The organism is Streptomyces sp. NPDC007917 (genome assembly GCF_042959105.1).
In the GTDB taxonomy this organism is placed as follows: domain Bacteria; phylum Actinomycetota; class Actinomycetes; order Streptomycetales; family Streptomycetaceae; genus Streptomyces.
In genome coordinates, this window is record NZ_JBIBKK010000009.1 from 55983 (window position 1) to 79975 (window position 23993).

Sequence of the window (23993 nt, forward strand, 5' to 3'; positions counted from 1 at the left end):
TTCAGCCCTTCTCCAGCTCTACCTCCACCAGCCGGTAGAGGTGGCGCCGCGCGGCCTGGGTGGTCAGCGGCGGGGCCTGGCGCAGCCGCTGCAGGGCGAGGCCGTCCGCGAGGGCGGCGAAGCGTACGGCGAAGTCGGCCGGGTCGGCGCGGGCGAAGTCTCCCTCGGCCAGGCCGCGTTCGACGAGGGAGCGGATCTCGCCGTGCCAGCTCTCGTAGCGCTCGGCCTGGCCGCGGGCGAACGCCTGGTCGCGGTCGCCCGCGTGCCAGTAGTCGAACCACATCCGCCAGTGCCGGTCGGTGTCGTCGGTGAACAGCGCGTCGATGAGCAGCCGCAGCCCCTCGGCGCCGCTGGTGGCGCGGGCGGCGGCCTCGCTGAGCGCCGCGTAGTAGCGCTCGATGTGCAGCACCATCGCCTCGGAGAGGACTTCCTGGACGCTCTCGAAGTGGTAGGTGACCGTGCCGACCGAGACCCCCGCCGCGGCCGCCACATCGCGTACGCCCACCGCCGCCGAACCGCGCTCCACGATGAGCGGCACGGCGGCCTCCACGATCAGGCGGCGGCGCACCTCGGTGGGCTGCCGGGTGCGCTCGGAGGCGGCGACGGCCCGCCGGGCGGCCTTGGGGCGCCCCGAACGTTCGGCGGCCGACGTCATGCCGAGGTCCTGGGGGTGGTGTGGTGCCAGGTGCGCTTGGCCACTGTCTCTCCGTTCGCCCGTGCTTCGAGGCTGCTGTCCATGATGAATTCCGTGGCCGTCGCGCGGAGTTCGGTACGGGTCACCACGACTGCGTCCCAGTCGCCGCGCCGCAGCCGGATGGTCCACTGGGAGCTTGCCACGGCCGAGCGCGGGTCGCCGCCGCGGATCCGGTATGTCTCCAGGGCGCTCTCCTCGTAGCGCAGCCCGTCGGGGTAGGTGCGCGAGCCCCCGTAGTTGGGGTCCACCTCCAGGGTCCACTCCCCGGTCGCCACGTCGTGCCGCACCACCCGCTCGGGGCGGCGCCCGGCGGGCGGCTCGGTGGTCACCGGGAGCGGCGGGGCCTGCTCCGGCTCCTCGAAGGTGACCGGCGGGCGGCCGGCGTCGGCGCCCGGGTCGCGTACGGGCAGGAGTACGGCGCTGTCCGCGGGGCGCACGCTCAGCGCGCCGCGCTCGCCGTGCGGCCACACCCACGGCCAGTACTGGTCGCTGAGCGCGACACGGATGCGGTGGCCGGGCGGGAAGGCGTAGCCGATGGCGTTCAGCTCGAACTCCACGTCCTCGTACGTCCCCGGCACCCACTCCACCGCCTTGTCCCGGCCGTGCCGGGACAGCAGGTTGAGCACGCCCCGGGTGACCAGGGTCGAGGAGCCGTCGGGCGCGACGTCACAGACGCGCGCGATGACATGCGCGCGCGGCGTGGCGCTGTCCAGACGCAGCCGGACGCGCGGGCGGCCCAGGATCTCCACGCGGCCGGTCAGCGGCGCGGAGTCGAAGCAGACGGAGCGGCCGTCCTCCTCGCGCTGGTCGGGCGGCAGGTCGGTGGCGTTGCCGAAGGGGAAGAAGCGGCCCGCGTCGACGCCGGTGTGCAGCGGCGAGCGCACGGTCACCGGCTCCGCGCCGTCGCCGCCCAGCGGGCGCTCGTCCCAGGTGACGGCCGGGGTGGGCCAGGCGTCGTCGGCGACCCAGCGGCCGGGCATGGTCGGGTAGTGGGTCGCGGGCGGCACCGGGTCGTTGATCCACGAGCGCAGGGCGGGGTCCGCCATGACCCCGGTGGTCCCGGTGTCCACGCCCTTGAGCCAGTGGTCCCACCAGCGCAGCGTCTCCTGCAGAAAGCCGATCGCCGGGCCCGGCGGCAGGCCCCGGTCGGGGTACTGGTGCGACCAGGGCCCGATCAGCCCCCGTACGGGCGCGTCGAGGTGCTCGACCAGCCGCAGCACGGTGTCCCGGTACGGGTCGGCCCAGCCGCCCACCGCGAGGACCGCCGCGTCGATGGCGCCGTAGTCCTCGCAGACGCTGCCGTGGCGCCAGTAGCCGTCCCGCTCCTGGTGCGCCAGCCAGGTGTGCAGATACGGCTCCAGCGCCTCCAGCCGCTCCCGCCACATGGGCAGCCACCGGTCCTCGCCCACGGTGGCCGGGTCCGGCGGGCGGGCCGTGAACGCGAGCATGGTGCCGGCCCAGGCGAGCATGTCGATGCCGAGGACGGCGCCGCCGGTGTAGTGGACGTCGTTGTCGTAACGGTCGTCGGTCGAGCAGACGGTGACGATCGCCTTCAGCGGCTCCGGGCGCAGGGCGGCGATCTGGAGGGAGTTGAACCCGCCCCACGAGATCCCGAACATCCCGACCTTGCCCGTGCACCACGGCTGGGCGGCCAGCCACTCCACGACGTCGACCCCGTCGGCGAGCTCGGTCTCCGTGTACTCGTCGAGCATCACGCCCTCGGAGTCCCCGCTGCCGCGCAGATCGACCCGGACGGAGGCGTAGCCGTGCCCGGCGTACCAGGGATGGCGCTGCGCGTCGCGCGGGGCGGTCCAGTCGCTCTTGCGGTACGGCAGGTACTCCAGCAGCGCGGGGACGGGGTCCGCGGCCGAGTCGACAGGCCGCCAGATCCGCGCGTGCAGCCGGGTGCCGTCCCGGGTGGGAATCCAGACGTCCTCCACCCGCACCTCGCGGTCGAACCGGTCGCGGTACCTCACGGGTTGACGCTCCTTACTCGCGGACGCCAGCGGCGGACGCGGTGGCCGCCGCCCAGGTCGGTCCAGGTGTCGTGCGGCTCGGCCGCGTCCTGCCAGTCGTCGGCCGCCTCGGGCGGCTCCGGGTCGGGGTCGGGGTCGGGGTCCGGGTCCGGCTCCAGCGCGGCGGCCATGAGGCGGCGCGTGTAGGGGTGGCCCGGGGCCGCGAAGACCGCCTCCGTGGGGCCCTCTTCGACCACGACGCCGTGCCGCAGCACCACCACCCGGTCCGCGATCCCCCGCACCACGGCCAGGTCGTGGCTGATGAACAGGCAGGCGAGCTCGCGCTCACGCCGCAGGTCGTCCAGCAGGCGCAGCACCTCGGCCTGGACGGAGACGTCGAGCGCGGTGGTGATCTCGTCGGCGATCAGTACGCCGGGCTCGCCGGCCAGCGCCCGCGCGATGCCGATCCGCTGCCGCTGCCCGCCCGAGAGCTGCGCGGGGAGCCGGTCGGCGAGGGCCGGGTCCAGGCGTACGTCGGCGATGAGCTCCCGGGCGCGGGCGGCGGCCGCCGTACGGGAGGGCGCCGTGCCGAAGAAGCGCAGCGGGCGCCGTACCGCCTCGCCCACCGAACGCCGGGGGTTCAGGGACGTGTCGGCGTTCTGGAAGACCAGCTGAACCTTGCGTCGCAGGGAGAGCGGCCGATGACGTGCCGGGCGGGCCAGGTCGCCGTCGGGCCCGGGAAGGCCGCCGCCCGTCCCGGCGGCCCCCGCCGCGGTCATCTCACCCCCCGACGGCGCCCGCAGCCCCGCCAGCGACCACGCCAGCGTGGACTTGCCGCTGCCGGACTCGCCGACCAGCGCCAGCACCTCCCCGCGCCGCACCTGGAACGACACGCCGTGGACCGCGCGGCTCGCGCCGTAGTCGATGGTGACGTCGCGGACGGCGACCGCCTCCGGGGCGTCGGCGGGCACCTGGGCCCTGGGCCGGATCTCGCGGGTGCCGTCCTCGGCCACGAGGGCGAGACCTGAGTCGGACAGGCGCGGGACGCTGGCCAGCAGCCGCCGGGTGTACGGGTCGGCGGGCGCGGCGAAGAGGCGGCGGGTGGGCGCGGCCTCCACGACCCGGCCCGCGCGCAACACCGCGACCTCGTCGGCCATGTGGGCGACGACGCCCAGGTCGTGGCTGACCAGGACGGCGGCGAGGCCGAGTTCGTCGCGCAGCGCGGCGAGCAGGTCCAGGACGCCGCGCTGGGTGATGACGTCGAGGCCGGTGGTGGGTTCGTCGAGGACGAGGACCTTGGGGCGGGCGGCGATGGCCATGGCGATGGCGACGCGCTGCTGCTGCCCGCCGGAGAGCTCGTGCGGGTAGCGGCGGGCGAGTTCGGCGGGGCGCGGGAGGCGGACCTGTTCGAGGAGGTCGGTGACGGCGGCGGGGCCGGCGGCCGCGTCGCCGCGCAGGGCCTCCGCGATCTGCCGGCCGACCCGCATCGAGGGGGTCAGCGCGTGCCCGGCGTTCTGCGCGACCATGGCGACCGTGCCGCCGCGCAGCCGCCGCAGCTCCCTGGCCGGGAGGGCGAAGACGTCCTCGCCTCCGACCCGCACCGTGCCCGCGGTGATCCGCGAGCCGTGCCGCAGATGTCCGAGGAGGGTCGCGGCGACGGTCGACTTGCCGCTGCCGGACTCGCCGACGAGGGCGAGGGTCCGGCCGGGGCACAGGTCGAAGCCGACCTCGTGGACGACGGGGACGTCCCGGCCCCCGGAGCGGTAGGCGACGGACAGTCCGTCAACGGAGACGACGGGGACGGCGGGGGCGGCGGGGTCCACAGGGTCGACGGGGTCGATCGCGGAGGTGGTGGTCATCAGGAGCCCTCCCGTATCCGGTCCACGCCCCACGCCTTGGACAGGCCGTCGGCCGCGAGGTTGAGCCCGATCACGAGCGTGGCCAGGGCGATGATCGGCGCCAGGCTCGCCATCGGCACGACGGTGATGGCGGTGCGATTCTCGGCGACCATCAGCCCCCAGTCGGGGGTGGGCGGGTTGGCGCCGAAGCCGAGGAAGGACAGGGAGCTGATCAGCAGCACCACCCACGAGGCGCGCATCGCGAACTCCACGCACACCACGTCGGTGATGTTGGGCAGCACCTCGCGCCACAGGATCGACCAGGTCCGCTCGCCGCGGGCGCGGGCGGCGGTGACGTAGTCGGCGGGCACGACGGCCAGCGCGGCGCCGCGGACGACCCGTACGACCTGCGGGACGTAGACGACGGCGATGGCGAGCACGATGACCGCGGGCCCGGTGCCGAGCGCGGTGACGACGACCAGCAGGGCGAGGATCGAGGGGATGGACAGCACGGCGTCCAGCACCCGCATCAGCACGTCGTCCAGCCAGCCGCCGCGCAGCGCGGCCGCGCAGCCGAGGACGGTGCCCAGGGCGAGGGTCAGCACGGTCGCGGCGACCGAGACGCCGAGCGCGTACCGCCCGCCGTACAGCACCCGGGCCAGCACGTCGCGGCCGTAACTGTCGGTGCCCGCCCAGTGGTCGGCGCCGGGGCCGAGCAGGGCGTGCGCGGCGTCGCCTGCCGTCGGCTGGTACGGGGTCAGCACGGGCGCGAGCAGCGCGATCAGGAGGTGGACGGCGACGATCGCAAGGCCGATGGTGGCGGCGCGGGAGGAGCGTACGGTGCGCCAGGTGCGGGCGGCGAGGCCGGGCGGTGCGGCGGCCGGCCCGGCCGGGACAACGGCGTCGGGGGTCTTCAGGGTGCTCATCGGGTCCGCCCTCCTCGGGTCCTGAGCTTGGGGTTGAGGGCCATGGCGCCGAGGTCGGCGGCCAGGTTGCAGCAGACGTAGACGACCGCGCTGATCAGGGCGATGGCCTGGATGACGGGCAGGTCGCGGTTCTGCACGGAGGAGAGCATCAGCTTGCCGATGCCCGGGTAGTTGAAGACGTTCTCGACGACGGCGACGCCGCCGACGAGCCATGCCACGTTGAGGGCGATGACGTGCAGGGTGGGCAGCAGCGCGCCGGGCAGGGCGTGGCGGGTGACCACGCGCCAGGTGGACAGCCCCTTGAGCCGGGCGGTGGTGACGTACTCGCCGGCCATGACGTCGATGACCGAGGTGCGGGCCATCCGCACGATGTAGGCGGCCATCACGATCGCGAGCGAGGCGGCGGGCAGCCAGACGGCCGGGAGCAGCTGTCCGACGCTCGCCTCGGGCCCGTAGAGCACCACGGCGGGCAGGACGGGGACGGTGATGGAGAAGAGCAGCACCAGCACGGTGGCCACGACGAACTCGGGGACGCTCATCCCGATCAGGCTGACGGTGGAGATGAGGTGGTCGGGCCAGCGGTCGCGGTAGAGGCCCGCGACGACGCCGAGCACCAGCGAGCCGGTGACCGCGAAGAGGACGGTGACGACGGCGATGAGCGCGGAGTTGCCGAGGTACTGGGAGACCTCGCCGCCCACCGGCTTGGCGTTGACGAGCGAGGTGCCGAAGTCGCCGTGGAGCGCGCCCTTCACCCACTCGGCGTAACGCTCCCAGGCGGGCTGGTCGAGGTGGAGCTTGTCGCGCAGCGCGGCGACGGCGGAGGGGGTGGCGTCCTTGCCGAGCACCTGGGTGGCGACGTCGCCGGGCAGGGCCTGGACGGCGAGGAAGACCAGGACGGAGGAGAGCAGGAGCGTGCCGAGCGCGGCCACGACCCGTCGTACGACGAAGGAGAGCACGCCCCTCACGCCCCCTTCAGCCCGATGCCGAGGTAGTCGAACTCGAAGCCGTGCTCCGCGTAGCCGCGCACCTTGCGGGAGATGCCGACGAGCCGGTCGGCGAACATCGGGGTGATCGCCCCGCCGCGCTCGATCACCGCGGCCTGCGCCTGCTGGTAGAGCTCGCGGCGCCGCCCGTCGTCGGTCTCGCCGCGGGCCCGGTCCAGCAGGGCGTCGAAGTCCTTGTCGGCCCAGGCGGTCTCGTTGTACGAGGAGCCGCTCCGGAAGACCTGGTTGAGGAGCTGGTCGATGGGGCGGCCGGTGTACCAGTAGGTGGCCATGAGCGGCTTCTTCATCCAGATCTGGGTGTAGTACGAGTCGGCGGCGGCCGTCTTCACCCGGATCCGGATGCCGGCCCGCGCCGCGGACTCCTGGTAGGCGAGGGCCATTGGCGTGAAGATCGGGTCGTAGGAGGAGGTGTAGAGGTCGACCGCGAGCCGGTCGTGGCCCGCCCGTTTGAGCAGGTGGCGGGCCTTTTCGGGGTCGTGGGCCGGGTGGCCGGCGAGATGGCCGGGGTCGCTGGGCGGCACGGGGTTGTCCCAGCCGGCGGTGCCCGCGCCCTGGAGGGCGACCTTCAGGACGTGCTCGGGGTCGTAGGCGAGCTTCATCGCCTGCCGCACCCGTACGTCCGTGAAGGGCTTGTCGGTGGTGAGCATCGGCAGCACGTACCACTGGGCGTTCTTCGCCCGGGCCACGGTGGCGCGGGAGGAGTTGGCGACGACCCGGGCGGTGGCGAAGTCCAGGTTGGTCTGGGAGAGCAGATCGACCTGGCCGGCGAGCAGGGCGTTGGAGCGGGCCTGCATGTCGGCGACGGAGTAGAAGTCGATCGCGTCCAGGACGGGGCGGCCGGCCCAGTGGTCCGTGTAGGCGGTGATCCGGCCGGGCCCGGCGGCGGTGAAGGAGACCAGCTTGAAGGGGCCGGTGCCGATGCCGGTGCGGCCGATGGAGGCGGCGCTGCCGTCGGGGACGACGTAGCAGTTGTAGTTGGTCAGCAGGCTCGGGAACTCGGCGTTCGGGGCCTTCAGGGGGACGACGAGGGTGTGGGCGTCGGGGGTGCGCAGCCGCTTGGGGTCGACCAGCGGGGCCAGCACGCCGGCCTGGGGGGAGGCGGTCTTGGGGTCGAGGATGTGGCGCAGGGTGTAGGCGGCGTCGGCGGAGGTGAAGGCGCGGCCGTCGTGGAAGGTGACGCCGCGGCGCAGCCGGAACGTCCAGGTGCGGGCCCTGTCGTCGGGCTCCCAGGACTCGGCGAGGTCGGGGGCGAGGGCGCCGTCGGGGCCGATCCGCACCAGCCGGTTGTAGAGGGCGCCCAGGTATTCGTACGCGGACAGGGAGCTCGCCGGGTCCAGGGTCTCGGCGTCGGAGGCGGGCGGCCGGGCGATGCGCAGGGTGCCGCCGCGGTCGGGGCGGCCGGTCGGTCCGGCGGTGGGCAGGGCGTCGGACGGGGACGCGGAGGCCGCGCCCGAGCAGCCGCTGAGCAGCCAGGACGCGCCGAGCGCGGCGCCGCTCGCCGCCGCGCCCGCGAGCAGTGACCGGCGGGGTATCCCGGCCGCCCCCGGGGCGTGCCGGGGTGAGGTGTCGGACATGGGCCGGCCACCCTTCTCCGCTATTCGTTCAGCGGAACGATTCGTTGAAGTGCGTGAACGATAGCCAGCCGTCCCGTCCGGGCCAACCCTTCGGGCACGGAAATCACCCCGGGAAACAGACTCGTTACCCGGCGCGCGCGGCCGTCCCATCCGCCCAAGGACGCCCCCTTGCACCGCCTTACGCCGTCGACGTGGCGAAGAACACCGAGCGGTCCCGGTTACACCGCCGTAAGGTGGCCGACATGCAGGTGATCCAGTCCACGAAGCTCTCAGGCGTCTGCTACGAGATCCGGGGTCCGGTGCTCGAGGAGGCGATGCGGCTGGAGGCTGCCGGTCACCGCATCCTCAAGCTCAACACCGGCAACCCCGCGACCTTCGGCTTCGAGTGCCCGCCGGAGATCCTGGAGGACATGCTCCGCAACCTCGGCGGGGCACACGGATACGGCGACGCCAAGGGGCTGCTGTCCGCCCGGCGCGCGGTGATGCAGCACTACCAGACCAAGGGCATCGACCTGGACGTCGAGGACGTGTACCTGGGCAACGGCGTCTCCGAGCTGATCCAGATGGCGATGCAGGGCCTGCTCGACGACGGGGACGAGGTCCTGGTCCCCTCCCCCGACTACCCCCTGTGGACCGCCGCGGTCTCGCTCTCCGGCGGCACCGCCGTGCACTACCGCTGCGACGAGCAGTCGGACTGGATGCCCGACCTCGACGACATCGAGCGCAAGGTCACCGACCGCACCAAGGCCCTGGTGATCATCAACCCGAACAACCCGACGGGCGCGGTCTACGACGAGGAGATGCTGCGCGGCCTCACCGAGCTCGCCCGCCGCCACAACCTGGTCGTCTGCTCCGACGAGATCTACGACAAGATCCTCTACGACGGCGTGACCCACACCCCCACCGCGGCCATCGCCCCCGACCTGCTCACCCTGACCTTCAACGGGCTCTCCAAGGCCTACCGCGTCGCGGGCTACCGCAGCGGCTGGCTCGCGGTCTGCGGCCCCAAGGCCCACGCCGCCAGCTATCTCGAGGGCCTGACCATCCTGGCCAACATGCGGCTGTGCGCCAACATGCCCGCCCAGCACGCGGTGGCCGCAGCCCTCGGCGGCCGCCAGTCCATCAAGGACCTGGTGCTGCCCGGCGGCCGGCTGCTCGAGCAGCGCGACACGGCGTATGACCTGCTGACCCAGATCCCGGGCGTGACCTGCGTCAAGCCCAAGGGCGCGCTGTACGCGTTCCCCCGGCTCGACCCCACGGTCTACAAGATCAAGGACGACCGGCAGATGGTCCTCGACCTGCTGCGCTCCGAGAAGATCATGATCGTGCACGGCACGGGCTTCAACTGGCCGGAGCCGGATCACTTCCGGATCGTGACGCTGCCGGGGAAGAAGGACCTGGCGGACGCGGTGACGCGGATCGGCAAGTTCCTCGACGGCTACAGCCAGCCCTGACGCGTGGCACCCGCGCGCGGGCCCGCGCGCCCATGGTCCCGGCCGCGCCGCTCAGCGGGCCCGGAGCGCCTTCTCCATGACGATCCTCCGCTCCCCACTGGGCAGCAGGTCGCCTTCCTCTCCGGTGTCCGCCAGCCCGATCCGCTGGTAGAAGGCGATCGCGCGCTCATTGCCCGGCGCGACATCGAGCCGCAGCACCCCGGCCCCCGCCCGCAGGGCCCACTCCTCCACGGCCCCCACCAGCCGCTCGGCCACCCCGTGCCCGCGCGCGGCGGGGCCGACCCACATGGAGATGATCTCGACGACGCCGTCACGCGGGCCGGGCACCCCGCTGACCATCCCGACCGACTGCCCGTCGAGCACGGCCACGAGGTGGTGCGAGCCGGGGATCTCCAGCCGGGCGCGCCACCGCTCCTCGCGGTCGCCGTCGCCCTGCCAGTCCGCGAGCCGGGACCCGAACGCGTACGGCGCGTCCGCGAGCGCGGCGAGCCGCAGCTGCCGCCAGATGGCCCAGTCGTCCGGTGTCAGCACCCGCAGTTCGATCACACGGCGGATCCTACCCTTAGCAGGAGCTCAACTTTAGACAGAGTCTAAGTTAGGATGGCCTCCTGAGATCCCTTGGAGGCCATCCATGTACGAGCCGATCCGCACCAAGTCGGTCCACACCATGGCCGAGCCCAGGCTCGACTTCCCCCACCGCTCCCGCGAGGAGGAGCTGGACATCCAGCTGGCGGGTCACCTCACCGCGCTGCTGACCGTGACGGACGAGCTGCGCGCCCTCACCCCCGCCCCCGCCCTCGACACCGCCGCCCAGCGCCTCACCGACCAGATCACCCGCCTCCGCGACGGCCGCTCCCCCTTCCGCGCCGCCCCCACCACGACCACCACCACCCCGGCCCGCATCACCGCCCTCCACCAGCGCGCCCACACCCTGGCCGGCCGCGCCCTGGTCGTCGCCACCTCCCGCGACGACGCCTCCGCCACCACCCTGGCCGCCGAGCGCCTGGAGAGCCACGCGGCGGCCCTCGGCATCAGCGGCTGAGCACGTACCCGGGCGCCGCGCGGTGCCGTGACGTCGTATTACGGCCCCGCGTTTCCTGGCGTTGTCAGTGGCGGCTGACACGATCGGGCCATGACGGATACTGCTGCCATCGCCGCCTACTGGGACGCCGCCGCGGCCGACTTCGACGACGAGCCCGATCACGGCCTGCGGGCCAAGAACACCCGCCAGGCGTGGGCCCGCCTCCTGGATCGCTGGATGCCACCCGCCCCGTCCCGCGTCCTGGACGTGGGCTGCGGCACCGGCTCGCTCGCGCACCTGCTGGCGGAGGCCGGGCACCAGGTCACCGGCGTGGACCTCTCACCCCGCATGGTCGAGCAGGCCCACGCCAAGCTCACCGCCGCCGGTTTCACCGGCACCTTCCTCGTCGGGGACGCCGCCAAGCCGCCCACCGGCGAAGACCGCTTCGACGCGCTGCTCTGCCGCCACCTGCTGTGGACCCTGCCCGACCCGCACGCGGCCCTGCGCCAGTGGACCGCGCGGCTGCGCCCCGGCGGCACCCTCGTCCTGGTCGAGGGACGGTGGCGCGAGTCCGGGCAGAGCGGCGTGCCGTACGTGGCCGGCGCCGGAACCCTGCCCTGGCACCAGGGGATCACCGCCGAAGACCTGACAGCCGCCGTCCGCCCCCTGGTGACCGAGGTGCGCGCCTGGGACCTCGGCGGCGACGGCGAGCTGTGGGGCGGGCCGGTGAGCGATGAACGGTACGCGCTGATCGCCCGCGTCTGAGACGGGAAGCCGCGGGGTCAGCGGCTCCGGCACCGGGAAACCGCGGGGAGAGGATTCTCATCAGCGGGTCGACCGCGCACGGCGGTCGCGGGAGGGGCGAAGGTCGGGAATGGACAAGGCACTTGCGGGCCTGGACGAGGCGGTCGGCGCCGGGGATCCCTGGGAGGGCGTGGACGCGGAGGCCGTGGCGCGGGCGGTCCGGGAGCAGGCCGGGCGGCCCGTGCCCGGCGTCGAGGACATGGCGTCGTATCTCGCCGCCCAAGTGGCCGACGACTCGCACCGGGAGGTCATCGGCCCGCTGCTGGACGGCGGCGGCGCGAGCGGGGTCGTCGTCCGGCGCGGGGCGGTGGTCGGGTCCTGGGGGGACCCGACGCGCGTGGAGATGGCGTACAGCGCGACGAAGAGCGTGCTGGCGCTGGTGGCCGGCGTCGCCCACGACGACGGGATGCTGATCCTCGACGAGCCGGTCGCCGTCCGCGTCGGGCTGCCGCAGTTCGCCGACGCCCACGGGCGGGGCATCACCTGGCGCCATCTGCTGGACCAGACGAGCCAGTGGGAGGGCGAGCTGTGGTCCAAACCGACATCGGTGGACGCGCAGAGCACCCGGGAGGGCACCGAGTCGCCCGGCGGGCCGCCCGGTGAGGGCTGGGCGTACAACGACGTCCGCGTGAACCTGACCGCTCTGGCGCTCACCGCCCTGTTCCGCCGGGCGCTGCCGGACGTTCTGCGGGACCGCGTCATGGCCCCCATCGGCGCCTCGTCGTCCTGGTCCTGGCACGGCTACGCCCATTCCTTCACGGACATCGACGGCGTCCGCGTGCCGGTGGTCTCCGGGGGCGCCCACTGGGGCGGGGGCCTGTGGATCAGCGCGCTCGACCTGGCCCGCATCGGGCACCTGTGTCTGCGCGGCGGACGGTGGGGCCACAGGCAGGTCGTCTCCGCCCGCTGGATCGAGCAGATGTGGACCCCGTGCCGGCACAAGCCCAACTACGGCCTGTCCTGGTGGCTCAACGACCACCGCACCGTATGGCCGGCCGCCCCCGCCACCGGGCGCTGCGCCCGCGGCAACGGCGGCGGCCACCTGCTGTGGGTCGATCCGTCCCGCCACCTGGTCATCAGCTCCCGCTGGGGCGCCGAGGTCGAGACGCTGCTCGCCGCGGTGTCGCGGGCCGTCGCACCGGGCCCGCCCGCCGTATGAGACGCGCCTCACCGCCGTGCGCGCTGTGCCGCGTACGGCGGGCCCCTCGTGGCGTAACGCCCCTGCCGTGGGGATCTTCAACGGTGGTCATGCGGTCGCGTGCCCCGGAAAACCCGTCGTCATACAGCCTGCGGCGCTGCTAGGAAATGGAGATGCCCAACGAAGCCCCGACCGGCCCCCATGCCCTGGGCCCCCTGGCCCATCTGCTCGCCGAGCGCGCCTGCGAGCGGCTGATCGTCGAATTCCTCCGCCGTCTCGACCTCGGTGACCCCGCCACCGTGGCGGAGCTCTTCACGCCCGACGGGGTGTGGGAGTGGCCGCAGGGCGCCCGACGGATCGAGGGGCAAGGGGCGCTGCGGGACTACTTCGGGTCGCGGCCGGCGGACCGGCTGTCGCGGCGGATGTGTACGAACGTCCTGGTCACCGTCGATTCCCCGACGACGGCCACCGCCACGTCCTACTTCGCGACCTACCGCGTCGACGGCTACACCGGCGGCATGCTGCCGCCCCGACTGCCCGCCAATGTGGGGCACTACGAGGACACCTTCCGCAAGGAGAACGGCGTCTGGCTCCTTGCCACCCGTACGACCTTCCTCCCGTTCGGCGGGCCCACGGAGCGCGTCGGCCCGCCCGCCCGGCCGTAGTCCGCTCGCCTGATCACGCGGTGCCGGGCCGCGTCGTGGCGCCAAGGCGCTCCCAGAGACCGGCCAGATGCGTGCGCAGGATCTCATCGGCCTCCTCGGGGGTGAGGTGGCCGATGAGTACGTGGCTGGTGAGGCCGTCCGCGAGGGCGAGCAGGGCCCGCGCCTCGCGCCGTGGTTCGGGCGGCGCGGCCGCACCCTCCGTGGCCTCTGTGGCCGCTGTGGCCTCCGTGGCCTCTGTGATGAGGCGGGCGAAGAGGTCCTGCAGGGCCGCGTAGCTGACCCTCAGGGTCTCGGCGAGCGGCTCGCTGACGGCGGCCTGGGCGACGAAGGCGAGCCAGACCCGGGCCTCCGCGCGGTGTTCCTCGCGGAGCAGGGCGACCTCGGTGGCCGCGTGGCCCAGGGCCGTGGCGGGCGACCGGTCCGGGCCGCTGCCCGGCCGGGCCCGCACGCGTTCGGTGATCCGCTCGCCGATGTGGCCGACGGCGAACAGGAGCATCTCGTCCTTGCTGCGGAAGCAGCGCTGAACAGCCCCCATGGAGACCTGCGCGACGGCGGCGACATCGCGCAGCGTCACGCCCTCCAGCCCGCGTTCGTCGGCGATGAGGCAGATGGCCTCGGCGATCCGGCGGCGTCGGCCCTCGTGGTCCACTTGCCGTGGCATGCCCGGTCTCCCCCTCGTCGCCTTTCCCGATGCGCTTGCATCGATCCTAGGCTACGGTTCCGATGCAAGCGCATCGGAACGTGAACGGGAAGGACAGGGGCCGTGCAGAACGCCCTGTGGAAGATGTCAGCCGCCGCCCAGGCGGCGGCGGTTCGCGACGGAGACATCTCGGCCGTGGAACTGGTCGACAGTCACCTGGACCGCATCGCCGAGGTCAACCCGCGGATGAACGCGGTCACCCAGCTGCTGGCCGGGCGCGCCCGGGAGGCCGCGGCGCGCACCGACCGACGGCGGGCCGCGGGCGAGGCGTCGGGCCCGCTGGCCGGTGTGCCGTTCACCGTGAAGGAGACCACCGCCGTCGAGGGCGTACCGACCACGCTCGGGTCCCCGCGCTTCCGCGACTTGGTGGCGCCGGCCGACGCGCCCCCGGTGGCACGGCTGCGTGCGGCGGGGGCCATACCGATCGGGCACAGCAACATGCCCACCCTGGTCCTGGCCGGGATGCACACCCGCAGCGAGTTGTTCGGCGACACCGTCAACCCGTGGGACCCGGCCCGGACCCCGGGAGGCAGCAGCGGCGGCGACGGGGTGGCCGTCGCCACCGGCATGGCCGCACTCGGCCTCGGCAACGACTCCGGCGGGTCGGTACGGATCCCGGCCTCGTTCTGCGGGGTGGCGGGGCTGAAGCCGACCGCCGGGCGGTTCCCCGCCGACCACCGCGTCCTCGGCCGGGACGACCCCGGCCCCGCCTCCCAGCTGCTGGTCACCGACGGGCCCCTGGCCCGCCGCGTCGCCGATCTGCGGCTGGCGTACGAGGCGCTGGCCGGGACCGATCCGCGGGACCCGCGGGCCGTGCCCGTACCGCTGTACGGCGAGCGGCTGCCGGGGCCGGTGAAGGTCGCGGTCGTCGCCGACCCCGGCGGCCACGGCGTCCACCCCACGGTGCGCGGGGCCGTCGAGACCGCGGCCGACGCGCTGCGGGACGCCGGGTACGACGTGCGGGAGGTGGCGGACGTGCCGAGGCTGGACGAGGCGCTGGAGGCCTACCACCGGCTCACCGTGACCGAGTTCGCCCCCACCTGGCCGGCCGTGCGGGAGCTGCTCGGCGAAGGCGGAGACCGCTACATCGAGATGACCATGGAGCAGACCCCGCCCGCGACCGCCGACGAGCTCATCAAGCTGATGGGCACCTGGCTCGGCATCCGCCGCTCCTGGGCGGAGTTCCTCGACGAGTACCCGCTGCTGCTGGGGCCGGTGTTCACCGAGCCGCCCGTCGAGCCGGGTCTGGAGTCACGCGACAGGGCAGGGCGCCAACGGGTCGGGGCGGGCATGCGCCTGTGTTCGGTGACCAGCTTCGTGGGCGTGCCCGGGGTGGCCGTACCGACCGGACTGGCCGAGGGGCTGCCGTCCGGGGTGCAGATCGTCGGGCGCGCGTTCCGGGAGGACCTGTGTCTGGCCGCCGCCCAGGACATCGAGGACCGCCTCGGAGTGCTCACCCCCGTCGACCCGCGCCCCGAAGCCCCCGCCGCCCCACGGTAGCGGCAGGCGACGGCCGCGGCGGCGTTGCCGGAGGACCGGCTGCCGACGCTCCACAATGGGGCCATGAGCACCACCATCGCCCTCGTCCGCGGCGACATCACCGACCAGCACGTGGACGCCATCGTCAACGCCGCGAACTCCTCCCTCCTCGGCGGCGGAGGCGTCGACGGCGCCATCCACCGCCGGGGCGGCCCCGAGATCCTGGAGGCGTGCCGGGCGCTGCGGGCCTCCCACTACGGCAAGGGGCTGCCGACCGGGCAGGCCGTGGCCACCACCGCGGGGCGGCTGCACCCCGAGTGGGTCATCCACACCGTGGGGCCCGTGTGGTCCGCCACCGAGGACCGCTCGGAGCTCCTCGCGTCCTGCTACCGCGAGTCGCTGCGGGTCGCCGACGAACTCGGCGCCCGTACGGTCGCGTTCCCCGCCATCTCGACCGGCGTCTACCGGTGGCCGATGGAGGACGCCGCCCGTATCGCCGTCGAGACGGTGCGGGCGGCGGACACCGCGGTCGAGGAGGTCAGGTTCGTCCTCTTCGACGAGCGCGCGTATGCGGCGTTCGCCGCGCACGCGGGGTAGGGCGCGGTCGGGACGATCGGCAGGCCGCGGTCAGCAGACCGCGGTCAGCAAACCGCGGTCAGCAAACCGCGGTCAGCAAACCGCGGTCAGCAGGCCGCCGTTGCCCGCAGAGTCTCGCGATGCGCGCGGTTCGCGGCCATCAGCCCTTCGAGGGCGTCCCGGGTGTGGATGAGGTCGTCGATGTGGCGGGAGAGCCGGTCGTGCTCCTGTGCCATCCGCTCCAGCGCGGCGTCGGAATTCTCCTCGCTGGGCGCGTCGACGCACGGCAGCAGTTCGACGATGGTGCGGCTGGACAGCCCCGCGGCATACAGCCGCTGGATGAACCTGACCCGTTCGACGTCGTCGTCCGTGTAGTGCCGCTGCCCGCTGGCGCTGCGGGTACTGGCGAGCAGCCCCTGCTCCTCGTAATAGCGCAGGGATCTGACGCTGACCCCGGCTCGTGCGGCGAGCTCCCCGATGCGCATGTCGTCCTCCCGGCTGTGACCCGCTGACTGTGACCCGCGACACAAAGCCTTGCCTCTGACATCCATGTGAGGTTTTAGCGTAACCGCCGAGCGCCCGAGAAGCGGGCGCCGCGGATCGCGGAGGAAAGCCGACGTGACGACGACGACTCTGTTCGACAGCTATCGGCTCGGCGGCCTGACGCTGCCCAACCGGGTGGTGATGGCCCCGATGTCGCGGGTCCGGGCCGCCGACGGCGGTCTGGCGACGCCGTCGATGGCGACGTACTACGCGCAGCGGGCCACCGCCGGGCTGATCGTGACCGAAGGCGCGCAGCCGAGTCTGATCGGGCAGTCCAATCCGGGCACACCGGGGCTGCACACCGACGCGCAGGTCGCCGCGTGGCGCCCGGTGACCGCCGCCGTGCACGCCAACGGCGGCCGGATCTTCGCCCAGCTGATGCACGGCGGGCGGGTCTCGCATCCGGACACCACCGGTATGCGCCCGGTCGGGCCGTCGGCCGTCGCCGCCGTCGGCGAGGTGTTCACCCCGACCGGGCCCCAGCCCGCGCCGACGCCGCGCGCCCTGGAAGCCGCCGAGGTGCCCGAGCACGCCCAGTCGTACGCGCAGGCCGCCCGCCGTGCCATCGACGCCGGCTTCGACGGTGTCGAGCTGCACGGCGCCAATGGCTATCTGATCTCGCAGTTCCTCTCGTCGAACGCCAATCTGCGCACGGACCGCTACGGAGGCTCGATCGCGGGCCGGATCCGGTTCGCAGTCGAGGCGGCGTCGGCGACCGTCGAGGCCGTCGGCGCGGCCAGGACCGGTATCCGGCTCTCCCCGGGCGGGACGTTCTGGGGCGTGGCGGAAGCCGATGTTCCAGAGCTCTACACCGCGCTGCTGACCGAGCTGGCCCGCCTTGAGGTGGCGTACGTGCATCTCGAAGCCACCGTCGACGAGGAGGTGTTGGTGGGCCTGCGCCGTACGTGGCCGAATACCCTGATCATGAACCCGGTGCTTCCGATGGGCCCGAAGCAGACCGGGCGGACCGAGGCCGACCACTGGCTCGGTCTTGGGGCCGACCTCATCAGCTTCGGGCGCGCCTTCATCGCCAACCCCGACCTGGTCGAGCGGCTGCGCACCGGGCTCCCGATCGCCCCGGCCGACGAGGCCACGTACTACCAGGGCGGGGACGCGGGTTATCTGACCTACTCGGCGTATCAGCACACGGCCTGACGCCGAACTAGCCAGACCCAGTCCCGGTCCCGGTGCCGGGAACGGTCCGGGGAAAGGCCCGCCGGTACTCGCTCGGCGACACCCCGATGTGCCGGAGGAAGTGGTGGCGGAGGTTGTTGGCCGTGCCCAGGCCGCTGAGTTCGCCGACCTTCTCGACGGGGAGGTCGGTCGACTCCAGCAGGGCCTGGGCCCGCCCGAGGCGCTGGGTGAGCAGCCACTGCAACGGGGTCGTCCCCGTGGCCTCCTGGAGCCGCCGGTAGAAGGTGCGGGGGCTCATCGCGGCCCGCCGCGCCAGGTCCCGTACGGTGAGCGGACGGTCGAGGTGGGACCGGGCCCAGTCGAGTACGGGGACCAGCGCGTCGTCGTCGGTCACGGGCACGGACAGGTCGATGAACTGGGCCTGGCCGCCGGGCCGGTGGGCGGGCACCACCATGCGGCGGGCCAGCTGGTTCGCGACCTGGGCGCCGAGGTCGCGGCGTACCAGATGGAGGCACAGGTCGAGCCCGGCGGTCAGGCCCGCGCTGGTGAGCACGTCGCCGTCGTCCACGTACAGCACCGAGTCGTCGACCCGCACCTTCGGGTAGCGCTCGGCGAGTTGGGCGGTGTGCAGCCAGTGGGCCGTGGCGCGCCGCCCGTCGAGCAGCCCGGCCTCGGCGAGCGCGAAGGCGCCGGTGCACAGGGAGACCATGCGGGCGCCCGCGTCGTAGGCCCGGCGCAGGGCCCGGATCAGCTCCTCCGGCAACGGCCTGCCCTCCTCGACGCAGGGGTCGGGCACCGAGGGCACGATGACCGTGCCGGCCCGGACGAGGTCGTCGAGGCCGTGGCTGGTCCGCAGCACGAGCCCGGCACCGGCGGCGGCGTCTTCGGGCCGCTCGTCCGCCCCCGTGCCACACAGCATCAGGGCGTACCAGGGGTCGGCCAGGTCGGACTGCGCCTTGCCGAAGACGGTGATGGGGATGCTCAGTTCGTACAGATCCCAGGAGGGGATCCCGATCTCCTCGGTCACGACCACGGCCACGGAACCAGCGCTCATGCCTCGCAGCGTATGGCAGGAATTTGGTGATGGCCGTCATCGGTGTCACTGTCCGCGGCCGCCGTGCGCTGCGAGCGTGGGAGGTGAGTGATCAACCGCTGTGTGCGGACGGACAAGGAGTTGTGAATTGAACGCTGACCACCAGGCCGTCACGGTCATCGGACTGGGCTCGATGGGTTCGGCGCTGGCCGCCGCGCTGCTGGACCGCGGCCACCCGACCACCGTGTGGAACCGCTCGGCGGACAAGGCCCGGCCGCTGGCCGACCGGGGAGCCCGCCAGGCCGCGACGCCCCGGGAGGCGATCACGGCGAGCCCGCTCGTGCTCGCCTGCGTACTGGACCACGAGGCGCTGCACACCGTCCTCGACCCCGACGCCGACACCCTCGCGGGCAAGGTCCTGGTCAATCTCACCTCCGGCTCGCCGGAGCAGGCCCAGGAGATGGCCGGGTGGGCCCGGTCCCGTGGCGCCGACTACCTCGACGGCGCGATCATGACCACCCCGCCCGGCGTCGGCAGCCCCGAGATGATGTTCCTCTACAGCGGCCCGCACGCCGTCTTCGAGGCCCACCGGCCGACCCTGGCGGCCCTGGGCGACCCCCTGTACCTGTCCGACGACCCCGGCCTGGCCTCCCTCTACGACGCCGCCCTGCTCGGCCTGATGTGGTCCACCATGGCCGGCTGGCTGCACGGCACCGCGCTGGTCGGCGCGGAGAAGACGCCGGCCACGGCCTTCACCCCGGTCGCGGTCCGCTGGCTCACCGCCGTGGCCGGTTTCCTCACCACCTACGCGCCGCAGGTGGACGCCGGCCGCTACCCGGGCGACGACGCGACCATCGACGTACAGATCGCGGCCATCGAGCACCTGCTCCACGCGGCCGCGTCCCGGGGCGTCGACAACGCGCTGCCTGAGCTGCTGAGGTCCACCATGGAACGGGCCAGGGCCGCGGGCCACGGCTCGGACAGCTTCGCGGGGGTGATCGAGGTCCTGAGGAAGCCGGCGGACGACCGGTGAGCGGCGGGCGACGGCCCGTTTGACACCCTGTCGTGGTGTATCGGACGTGTCGCGTCCCGAAGGAGACAGGAAATGCCAGAGCCGCGCCAGGCCCGCGTGTCCGACCACCCCGCGATCGTGAGGTGCGTGCAGACGTGGTGGGGTGACTCCCGCACCCCCGAGCAGGCCCGGGAGTTGTCGTTGCTGCTGCCCAAGCTGTTCCTGCAGTTCTTCTCGGGCACCAGCCTGGTGCGGGAGGACGAGGCGGGGGCCATCGAGGCGTTCCTGGTCGGCTTCCACTCCGGCGACAACGACCATGAGGCGTATATCCACTTCGTGGGGGTGGACCCCCGGCTGCGCGGGCAGGGTGTGGCCCGCGGGCTCTACGAGGCCTTCTTCCGGCAGGCCGCCGGGGCGGGCCGGACGGAGGTGCGGGCGATCACCTCTCCGGGGAACACCGGGTCCATCGCGTTTCACCGGGCCATGGGGTTCGAGCTGGAAGCGGGCGACCGCGAGGTCGACGGGGTGCCCGTGCACAGCGACTACGACGGCCTGGGACAGGCCCGTGTGTGCTTCCGCAGGCGGCTCGACGGCATAGCAGTCACAACGGGATGACGTCGAGGCCGACCCGGGGCAGCGCCCAGGGTTCGAGCGTGCCGTCGCACAGCTCCGCGAGGAACTGGACGGCGCCGCCCGCGTAGTGCCACCACTCACCGTTGTGGGAGGCGACGGTGACCAGCCATTCCCTGGGGCCGTCGCCTGTCGTGGTCCACAGGAACATGTCGCCCTGGTTGGAATCCCCCCACGGCAGCAGCCCGCCCGGCGCCGGGTAGGGGCGCAGACCGGCTGTCATGTCGTGTTCCACCCAGTCCACGAGGTCCTCGGTCAGCGTCTCGCGGATGCCGTCGAGCAGGTGCCGCTCCTTCCCGGGCCTGGGGAGGTTGGGAAGGAGGAAGTCGCCGAGGATGAAGTCGGGATAGCACTCGGCCAGGCGCTTGTAGTCGGCGGGCAGCGCGGTGCCCAGACCCTCCTCCAGCACCGCCCAGTCGATCACGGCGGGCTCCGGCCGGCGGTGAGCCGCCAGACCGGGCACGGCGCGCTCCAGCGCGGCGATCGCCTCGCCCGGCTCGGTGAGGCGGCGGGCCGGGGTCTGCGTGCCGATCAGGTCGCCGGTCGGGTCGTCGGTGGGACCGTGGGGCGGGGTGTCGGTCGGGTGGCCGGTCATGGTGCACAGGGTGACACACCGGTCCGACAGCGGCCCTGGTCAGGGGGCTGGGCGGGGGCGTCGAGGCGCTCGCCGCAGCGCCAACTCCTCTTCCAGAATGACCGATTCCCGTTTCGGACTGCGATCAGCAGTTCACCGTGATCGGCGGTGTGGCTGTCGCCGTCGTCGCGGGACACGTACCGCACGTGACTTCGCTTTCGCGAGCATGAGTGAGCACTGGTGCTGCCGACCCCGCCCCAGGAGCGGGGGCGCAACAACCAGGCCTGACCGGCGGCGGGCGATCGGTGGGTCGTTAGGATCCGATCGGCCCGGCGTGTACGGCGGGCCTCGGTACAACGGGGAGCACCACATGAAGAAGAGAATCGGCGGAATCGCCCTGGCCGCCGCCCTCGCGACGGTCTTCGCCACGGCTTCGACCGCGAGCGCCGCGAATGAGGGCACGGGCTGGAAGCTGGAGTCCGGTTCGCCGTACTACATCACGAATCTGCAGCACAACAGCACGTACACGCTCTCCTTCGTGACGCAGAAGTCGCGGACCTGGCTCACTCCGTATCTGAAGGTTTCGGTCCAGCAGCTCAACGCCATGCCGGAGGTGAAGAACGCGGGCATCAAGTTCGTGCTGTCCACCACGGTCGAGGGCGGGACGAACTACCAGAACAAGAAGTACTGCGCCGGGCCCCAGAACCACATCATGTTCCTGCTGAAGTACCGGCCGATGGAGAAGAAGGGCATGTCGCACGCCCTTCCCTGCTACAACACCAGGAACCATTCCGCCTGGGGCGGATATGTCGAGATGGACACCGAGTACTGGACCAGCACGGGCAAGGAGAACAGCTGGTTCGGCTCGAACAAGACCAAGGCTCATGCGATGACCACCAACGCGGTCACCCATGAGCTGGGCCACATGATGGGTCTGGACCACCCGGATCCGTCCAAGTTCAGCCCGAACGAGACCAGGCCCGTCATGGCCTCGCCGAACGGCGGCTATCTGAACAGCAACGGCGGCAAGTTCACGGCTGCTGATCTGCGTGGCATCAGGAAGCTGGTGTCCAACGGCGCCTGAGGCGCACACAACGAGCCGGGGCCCCGCACCGATGTGCGGGGCCCCGGCCTGGTTCAGCGCGGCGGAGCTGTCGCTCGGGGCTGCCGCTCAGCCCAGGCGCTCGACGAGCGCGCGGTGCTCGTCCCACATCTCCTGCGGGGTGTGGTCGCCGAAGGTGCGCAGGTGGTCGGGGACCAGCGCGGCCTCCTCGCGCCACACCTCCTTGTCGACGGTCAGCAGCAGATCGAGGTCGGCGTCGGCGATGTCCAGGCCGTCGGTGTCCAGCGCCTCACGGGTCGGCAGCACGCCGATCGGGGTCTCCACACCCTCGGCCTTGCCGTCGAGGCGGTCGACGATCCACTTGAGCACGCGGCTGTTCTCGCCGAAGCCCGGCCACACGAAGCGGCCGTCGGCGTCCTTGCGGAACCAGTTCACGTAGTAGATCTTCGGCAGCTTGGCCGGGTCGGCGGTCTTGCCGATCTTCACCCAGTGGGCCATGTAGTCGCCCATGTTGTAGCCGCAGAACGGCAGCATGGCGAACGGGTCGCGGCGCAGCTCGCCGACCTTGCCCTCGGCCGCGGCGGTCTTCTCGCTGGCCACGTTGGCGCCGAGGAAGACGCCGTGCTGCCAGTCGAAGGACTCGGTGACCAGCGGCACCGCGCTGGCGCGCCGGCCGCCGAAGAGGATCGCCGAGATCGGCACGCCCTTGGGGTCCTCCCACTCGGGCGCGATGATCGGGCACTGCCCGGCGGGCACGGTGAAGCGGGCGTTGGGGTGGGCGGCGGGGACGCCGGACTCGGGGGTCCAGTCGTTGCCCTTCCAGTCGGTGAGGTGCGCGGGCTCGTCCTCGGTCATGCCCTCCCACCACACGTCGCCGTCGTCGGTGAGCGCGACGTTGGTGAAGACCGAGTTGCCCCACAGGGTCTTCATGGCGTTGGCGTTGGTGTGCTCACCGGTGCCGGGCGCGACGCCGAAGAAGCCGGCCTCGGGGTTGATCGCGTAGAGCCGGCCGTCCTCGCCGAAGCGCATCCAGGCGATGTCGTCGCCGATGGTCTCGACCGTCCAGCCGTGGATGGTCGGCTCCAGCATGGCCAGGTTGGTCTTGCCGCAGGCACTGGGGAAGGCTGCCGCGACGTACTTGGCCTCACCGCGCGGCGGGGTGAGCTTGAGGATCAGCATGTGCTCGGCGAGCCAGCCCTCGTCGCGGGCCATGACGGAGGCGATGCGCAGGGCGTAGCACTTCTTGCCGAGCAGCGCGTTGCCGCCGTAGCCGGAGCCGTACGACCAGATCTCCCGGCTCTCGGGGAAGTGGGAGATGTACTTGGTGGAGTTGCACGGCCAGGGGACGTCGGCCTGGCCGGGCTCCAGCGGGGCGCCGAGGGTGTGCACGGCCTTGACGAAGAAGCCCTGGTCACCGAGGACGTCGAGGACGTCCTGGCCCATGCGGGTCATGGTGCGCATGGAGACGGCGACGTACGCGGAGTCGGTGATCTCGACGCCGATCGCGGACAGCGGCGAGCCGAGCGGGCCCATGCAGAACGGCACCACGTACATGGTCCGGCCGCGCATCGAACCCCGGAAGATGCCCTGCTCCCCGGCGAAGATCTCCCGCATCTCGTCCGGGTGTTTCCAGTGGTTGGTCGGGCCCGCGTCCTGTTCGCGCTCGGAACATATGAAGGTGCGGTCCTCGACGCGCGCCACGTCCGTGGGGTCGGAGGCCGCGTAGTACGAGTTCGGCCGCTTGATCGGGTCGAGTCGCCGGAAGGTTCCCTTGTCCACGAGCTCCCCGCACAGGCGCTCGTACTCCGCCTCCGAGCCGTCGCACCACACCACCCGGTCGGGCTGGGTGAGCTCGGCTATCTCGCCGACCCAGGAGATCAGCTCCTGGTGGCTGGTCGGGGCTGCGGTGGTTGAGGAAGCCACATTGCTGGGCGCCACGATCGCTCCATCCCGCCGGGACCACTCCGGTCCGGCGTCACTGATTGAGGGTTTGGGCGGATATGTGCACTCATACCCGCATTTTGGCTTTCTGGAGGTTATGGAGACAGCTACCCCTTGGGGGCTGCGACCCGGATGCTCAGCTCATCCGGTGCCGACCGCGCTCATTTGATCATCCGACGGCTCGGCCAATCTGTCCAGTGGGCGCAGGGTGACCATCACCACTCGAAACAGGGGG

At 72.6% G+C, this 23993-nt stretch carries 23 protein-coding genes; 11 read left to right on the top strand and 12 right to left on the bottom strand.

Annotation, left to right across the window (positions count from 1 at the left end; all coding sequences use genetic code 11):
- Position 1: 1 nt before the first annotated feature.
- From ACFZDL_RS19565 to ACFZDL_RS19590, 6 genes are read right to left on the bottom strand one after another with little or no spacing between them, the layout of a single operon-like run.
- Positions 2-655 (bottom strand): TetR family transcriptional regulator C-terminal domain-containing protein, encoded by a 654-nt coding sequence (locus tag ACFZDL_RS19565; RefSeq protein ID WP_353587506.1) that lies wholly within the window; start codon positions 653-655, stop codon positions 2-4.
- Positions 652-2670 (bottom strand): CocE/NonD family hydrolase, encoded by a 2019-nt coding sequence (locus ACFZDL_RS19570; RefSeq protein WP_353587508.1) that lies wholly within the window; start codon positions 2668-2670, stop codon positions 652-654. Before ACFZDL_RS19570 ends, ACFZDL_RS19565 begins: the two co-directional genes overlap by 4 nt.
- A complete protein-coding gene (locus ACFZDL_RS19575) occupies positions 2667-4508 on the bottom strand; it encodes an ABC transporter ATP-binding protein (protein WP_353587510.1) in 1842 nt (613 codons plus the stop codon). The genes ACFZDL_RS19570 and ACFZDL_RS19575 overlap by 4 nt, the downstream gene beginning before the upstream one ends.
- Positions 4508-5413, bottom strand: a complete 906-nt coding sequence (locus ACFZDL_RS19580; RefSeq protein WP_353587512.1) for an ABC transporter permease — start codon at positions 5411-5413, stop codon at positions 4508-4510. The genes ACFZDL_RS19575 and ACFZDL_RS19580 overlap by 1 nt, the downstream gene beginning before the upstream one ends.
- Positions 5410-6369 (bottom strand): ABC transporter permease, encoded by a 960-nt coding sequence (locus ACFZDL_RS19585; RefSeq protein ID WP_353588126.1) that lies wholly within the window; start codon positions 6367-6369, stop codon positions 5410-5412. The genes ACFZDL_RS19580 and ACFZDL_RS19585 overlap by 4 nt, the downstream gene beginning before the upstream one ends.
- Positions 6370-6374: 5 nt before the next feature.
- Entirely contained in the window at positions 6375-7991 is a 1617-nt protein-coding gene (locus ACFZDL_RS19590; RefSeq protein WP_353587514.1) for an ABC transporter substrate-binding protein, read from the bottom strand.
- A 242-nt stretch (positions 7992-8233) separates the two neighbouring features.
- Here ACFZDL_RS19590 and ACFZDL_RS19595 point away from each other — a divergent pair, with 242 nt between their 5' ends.
- Entirely contained in the window at positions 8234-9445 is a 1212-nt protein-coding gene (locus tag ACFZDL_RS19595) for a pyridoxal phosphate-dependent aminotransferase (protein WP_353587516.1), read from the top strand.
- A 51-nt stretch (positions 9446-9496) separates the two neighbouring features.
- Here the strand turns inward: ACFZDL_RS19595 and ACFZDL_RS19600 are convergent, their stop codons facing one another.
- Entirely contained in the window at positions 9497-9991 is a 495-nt protein-coding gene (locus ACFZDL_RS19600) for a GNAT family N-acetyltransferase (RefSeq protein ID WP_353587517.1), read from the bottom strand.
- Positions 9992-10076: 85 nt separating this feature from the next.
- Between ACFZDL_RS19600 and ACFZDL_RS19605 the strand changes: the two genes are divergently transcribed.
- The 4 genes from ACFZDL_RS19605 (at position 10077) to ACFZDL_RS19620 (ending at position 13073) form a co-directional block, all read left to right on the top strand.
- Positions 10077-10487: a hypothetical protein gene (locus ACFZDL_RS19605; RefSeq protein WP_353587519.1), complete on the top strand. Its 411-nt coding sequence runs from the start codon at positions 10077-10079 to the stop codon at positions 10485-10487.
- Between the two features lie 90 nt (positions 10488-10577).
- Positions 10578-11231, top strand: a complete 654-nt coding sequence (locus ACFZDL_RS19610) for a class I SAM-dependent methyltransferase (RefSeq protein ID WP_353587521.1) — start codon at positions 10578-10580, stop codon at positions 11229-11231.
- Between the two features lie 109 nt (positions 11232-11340).
- Positions 11341-12429 carry a serine hydrolase gene (locus ACFZDL_RS19615; RefSeq protein WP_353587523.1) on the top strand — a complete coding sequence of 363 codons (1089 nt, stop codon included), beginning with the start codon at positions 11341-11343 and terminating at the stop codon, positions 12427-12429.
- 152 nt (positions 12430-12581) lie between these two features.
- Complete coding sequence (locus tag ACFZDL_RS19620) at positions 12582-13073, top strand: nuclear transport factor 2 family protein (RefSeq protein WP_353587525.1); 492 nt, start codon at positions 12582-12584, stop codon at positions 13071-13073.
- 13 nt (positions 13074-13086) lie between these two features.
- Here ACFZDL_RS19620 and ACFZDL_RS19625 read toward each other — a convergent pair whose 3' ends face one another.
- Complete coding sequence (locus tag ACFZDL_RS19625) at positions 13087-13734, bottom strand: TetR/AcrR family transcriptional regulator (RefSeq protein WP_353587527.1); 648 nt, start codon at positions 13732-13734, stop codon at positions 13087-13089.
- A 102-nt stretch (positions 13735-13836) separates the two neighbouring features.
- On the opposite strand from ACFZDL_RS19625, the gene ACFZDL_RS19630 reads away from it, so the two are divergent.
- Together ACFZDL_RS19630 and ACFZDL_RS19635 are read left to right on the top strand one after the other, a co-directional pair.
- Positions 13837-15273: an amidase gene (locus ACFZDL_RS19630; RefSeq protein ID WP_353587529.1), complete on the top strand. Its 1437-nt coding sequence runs from the start codon at positions 13837-13839 to the stop codon at positions 15271-15273.
- A 63-nt stretch (positions 15274-15336) separates the two neighbouring features.
- Positions 15337-15849, top strand: a complete 513-nt coding sequence (locus ACFZDL_RS19635; protein WP_353587533.1) for an O-acetyl-ADP-ribose deacetylase — start codon at positions 15337-15339, stop codon at positions 15847-15849.
- Positions 15850-15935: 86 nt separating this feature from the next.
- Here ACFZDL_RS19635 and ACFZDL_RS19640 read toward each other — a convergent pair whose 3' ends face one another.
- Entirely contained in the window at positions 15936-16313 is a 378-nt protein-coding gene (locus ACFZDL_RS19640; protein WP_353587535.1) for a MerR family transcriptional regulator, read from the bottom strand.
- Positions 16314-16446: 133 nt separating this feature from the next.
- On the opposite strand from ACFZDL_RS19640, the gene ACFZDL_RS19645 reads away from it, so the two are divergent.
- A complete protein-coding gene (locus ACFZDL_RS19645; RefSeq protein ID WP_353587537.1) occupies positions 16447-17526 on the top strand; it encodes an alkene reductase in 1080 nt (359 codons plus the stop codon).
- Between the two features lie 7 nt (positions 17527-17533).
- Here the strand turns inward: ACFZDL_RS19645 and ACFZDL_RS19650 are convergent, their stop codons facing one another.
- A complete protein-coding gene (locus tag ACFZDL_RS19650) occupies positions 17534-18559 on the bottom strand; it encodes a helix-turn-helix domain-containing protein (protein WP_353587538.1) in 1026 nt (341 codons plus the stop codon).
- A gap of 127 nt (positions 18560-18686) precedes the next feature.
- Between ACFZDL_RS19650 and ACFZDL_RS19655 the strand changes: the two genes are divergently transcribed.
- Together ACFZDL_RS19655 and ACFZDL_RS19660 are read left to right on the top strand one after the other, a co-directional pair.
- Positions 18687-19571 carry an NAD(P)-dependent oxidoreductase gene (locus ACFZDL_RS19655; RefSeq protein WP_353587540.1) on the top strand — a complete coding sequence of 295 codons (885 nt, stop codon included), beginning with the start codon at positions 18687-18689 and terminating at the stop codon, positions 19569-19571.
- Between the two features lie 72 nt (positions 19572-19643).
- Positions 19644-20165, top strand: a complete 522-nt coding sequence (locus ACFZDL_RS19660) for a GNAT family N-acetyltransferase (protein WP_353587542.1) — start codon at positions 19644-19646, stop codon at positions 20163-20165.
- Here ACFZDL_RS19660 and ACFZDL_RS19665 read toward each other — a convergent pair.
- Positions 20152-20775: an SMI1/KNR4 family protein gene (locus ACFZDL_RS19665; protein ID WP_353587544.1), complete on the bottom strand. Its 624-nt coding sequence runs from the start codon at positions 20773-20775 to the stop codon at positions 20152-20154. The two genes, ACFZDL_RS19660 and ACFZDL_RS19665, sit on opposite strands and share 14 nt — an antisense overlap.
- A gap of 349 nt (positions 20776-21124) precedes the next feature.
- Between ACFZDL_RS19665 and ACFZDL_RS19670 the strand changes: the two genes are divergently transcribed.
- On the top strand, positions 21125-21838 hold the full coding sequence (locus ACFZDL_RS19670; protein ID WP_353587546.1) for a hypothetical protein: 714 nt from the start codon (positions 21125-21127) through the stop codon (positions 21836-21838).
- A gap of 87 nt (positions 21839-21925) precedes the next feature.
- Here ACFZDL_RS19670 and ACFZDL_RS19675 read toward each other — a convergent pair whose 3' ends face one another.
- The gene (locus ACFZDL_RS19675; RefSeq protein WP_353587548.1) at positions 21926-23755 is read right to left on the bottom strand and encodes a phosphoenolpyruvate carboxykinase (GTP); all 1830 of its coding nucleotides are present in this window, start codon (positions 23753-23755) and stop codon (positions 21926-21928) included.
- Between the last annotated feature and the right edge of the window lie 238 nt (positions 23756-23993).

Bases quoted from the DNA above. Each gene is read 5' to 3' on its own strand.
- ACFZDL_RS19565 (WP_353587506.1), bottom strand. From the start codon at position 655: ATGACGTCGGCCGCCGAACGTTCGGGGCGCCCCAAGGCCGCCCGGCGG.
- ACFZDL_RS19575 (WP_353587510.1), bottom strand. From the start codon at position 4,508: ATGACCACCACCTCCGCGATCGACCCCGTCGACCCTGTGGACCCCGCC.
- ACFZDL_RS19580 (WP_353587512.1), bottom strand. From the start codon at position 5,413: ATGAGCACCCTGAAGACCCCCGACGCCGTTGTCCCGGCCGGGCCGGCC.
- ACFZDL_RS19590 (WP_353587514.1), bottom strand. From the start codon at position 7,991: ATGTCCGACACCTCACCCCGGCACGCCCCGGGGGCGGCCGGGATACCC.
- ACFZDL_RS19595 (WP_353587516.1), top strand. From the start codon at position 8,234: ATGCAGGTGATCCAGTCCACGAAGCTCTCAGGCGTCTGCTACGAGATC.
- ACFZDL_RS19605 (WP_353587519.1), top strand. From the start codon at position 10,077: ATGTACGAGCCGATCCGCACCAAGTCGGTCCACACCATGGCCGAGCCC.
- ACFZDL_RS19610 (WP_353587521.1), top strand. From the start codon at position 10,578: ATGACGGATACTGCTGCCATCGCCGCCTACTGGGACGCCGCCGCGGCC.
- ACFZDL_RS19615 (WP_353587523.1), top strand. From the start codon at position 11,341: ATGGACAAGGCACTTGCGGGCCTGGACGAGGCGGTCGGCGCCGGGGAT.
- ACFZDL_RS19620 (WP_353587525.1), top strand. From the start codon at position 12,582: ATGCCCAACGAAGCCCCGACCGGCCCCCATGCCCTGGGCCCCCTGGCC.
- ACFZDL_RS19625 (WP_353587527.1), bottom strand. From the start codon at position 13,734: ATGCCACGGCAAGTGGACCACGAGGGCCGACGCCGCCGGATCGCCGAG.
- ACFZDL_RS19635 (WP_353587533.1), top strand. From the start codon at position 15,337: ATGAGCACCACCATCGCCCTCGTCCGCGGCGACATCACCGACCAGCAC.
- ACFZDL_RS19640 (WP_353587535.1), bottom strand. From the start codon at position 16,313: ATGCGCATCGGGGAGCTCGCCGCACGAGCCGGGGTCAGCGTCAGATCC.
- ACFZDL_RS19650 (WP_353587538.1), bottom strand. From the start codon at position 18,559: ATGAGCGCTGGTTCCGTGGCCGTGGTCGTGACCGAGGAGATCGGGATC.
- ACFZDL_RS19660 (WP_353587542.1), top strand. From the start codon at position 19,644: ATGCCAGAGCCGCGCCAGGCCCGCGTGTCCGACCACCCCGCGATCGTG.
- ACFZDL_RS19665 (WP_353587544.1), bottom strand. From the start codon at position 20,775: ATGACCGGCCACCCGACCGACACCCCGCCCCACGGTCCCACCGACGAC.
- ACFZDL_RS19670 (WP_353587546.1), top strand. From the start codon at position 21,125: ATGAAGAAGAGAATCGGCGGAATCGCCCTGGCCGCCGCCCTCGCGACG.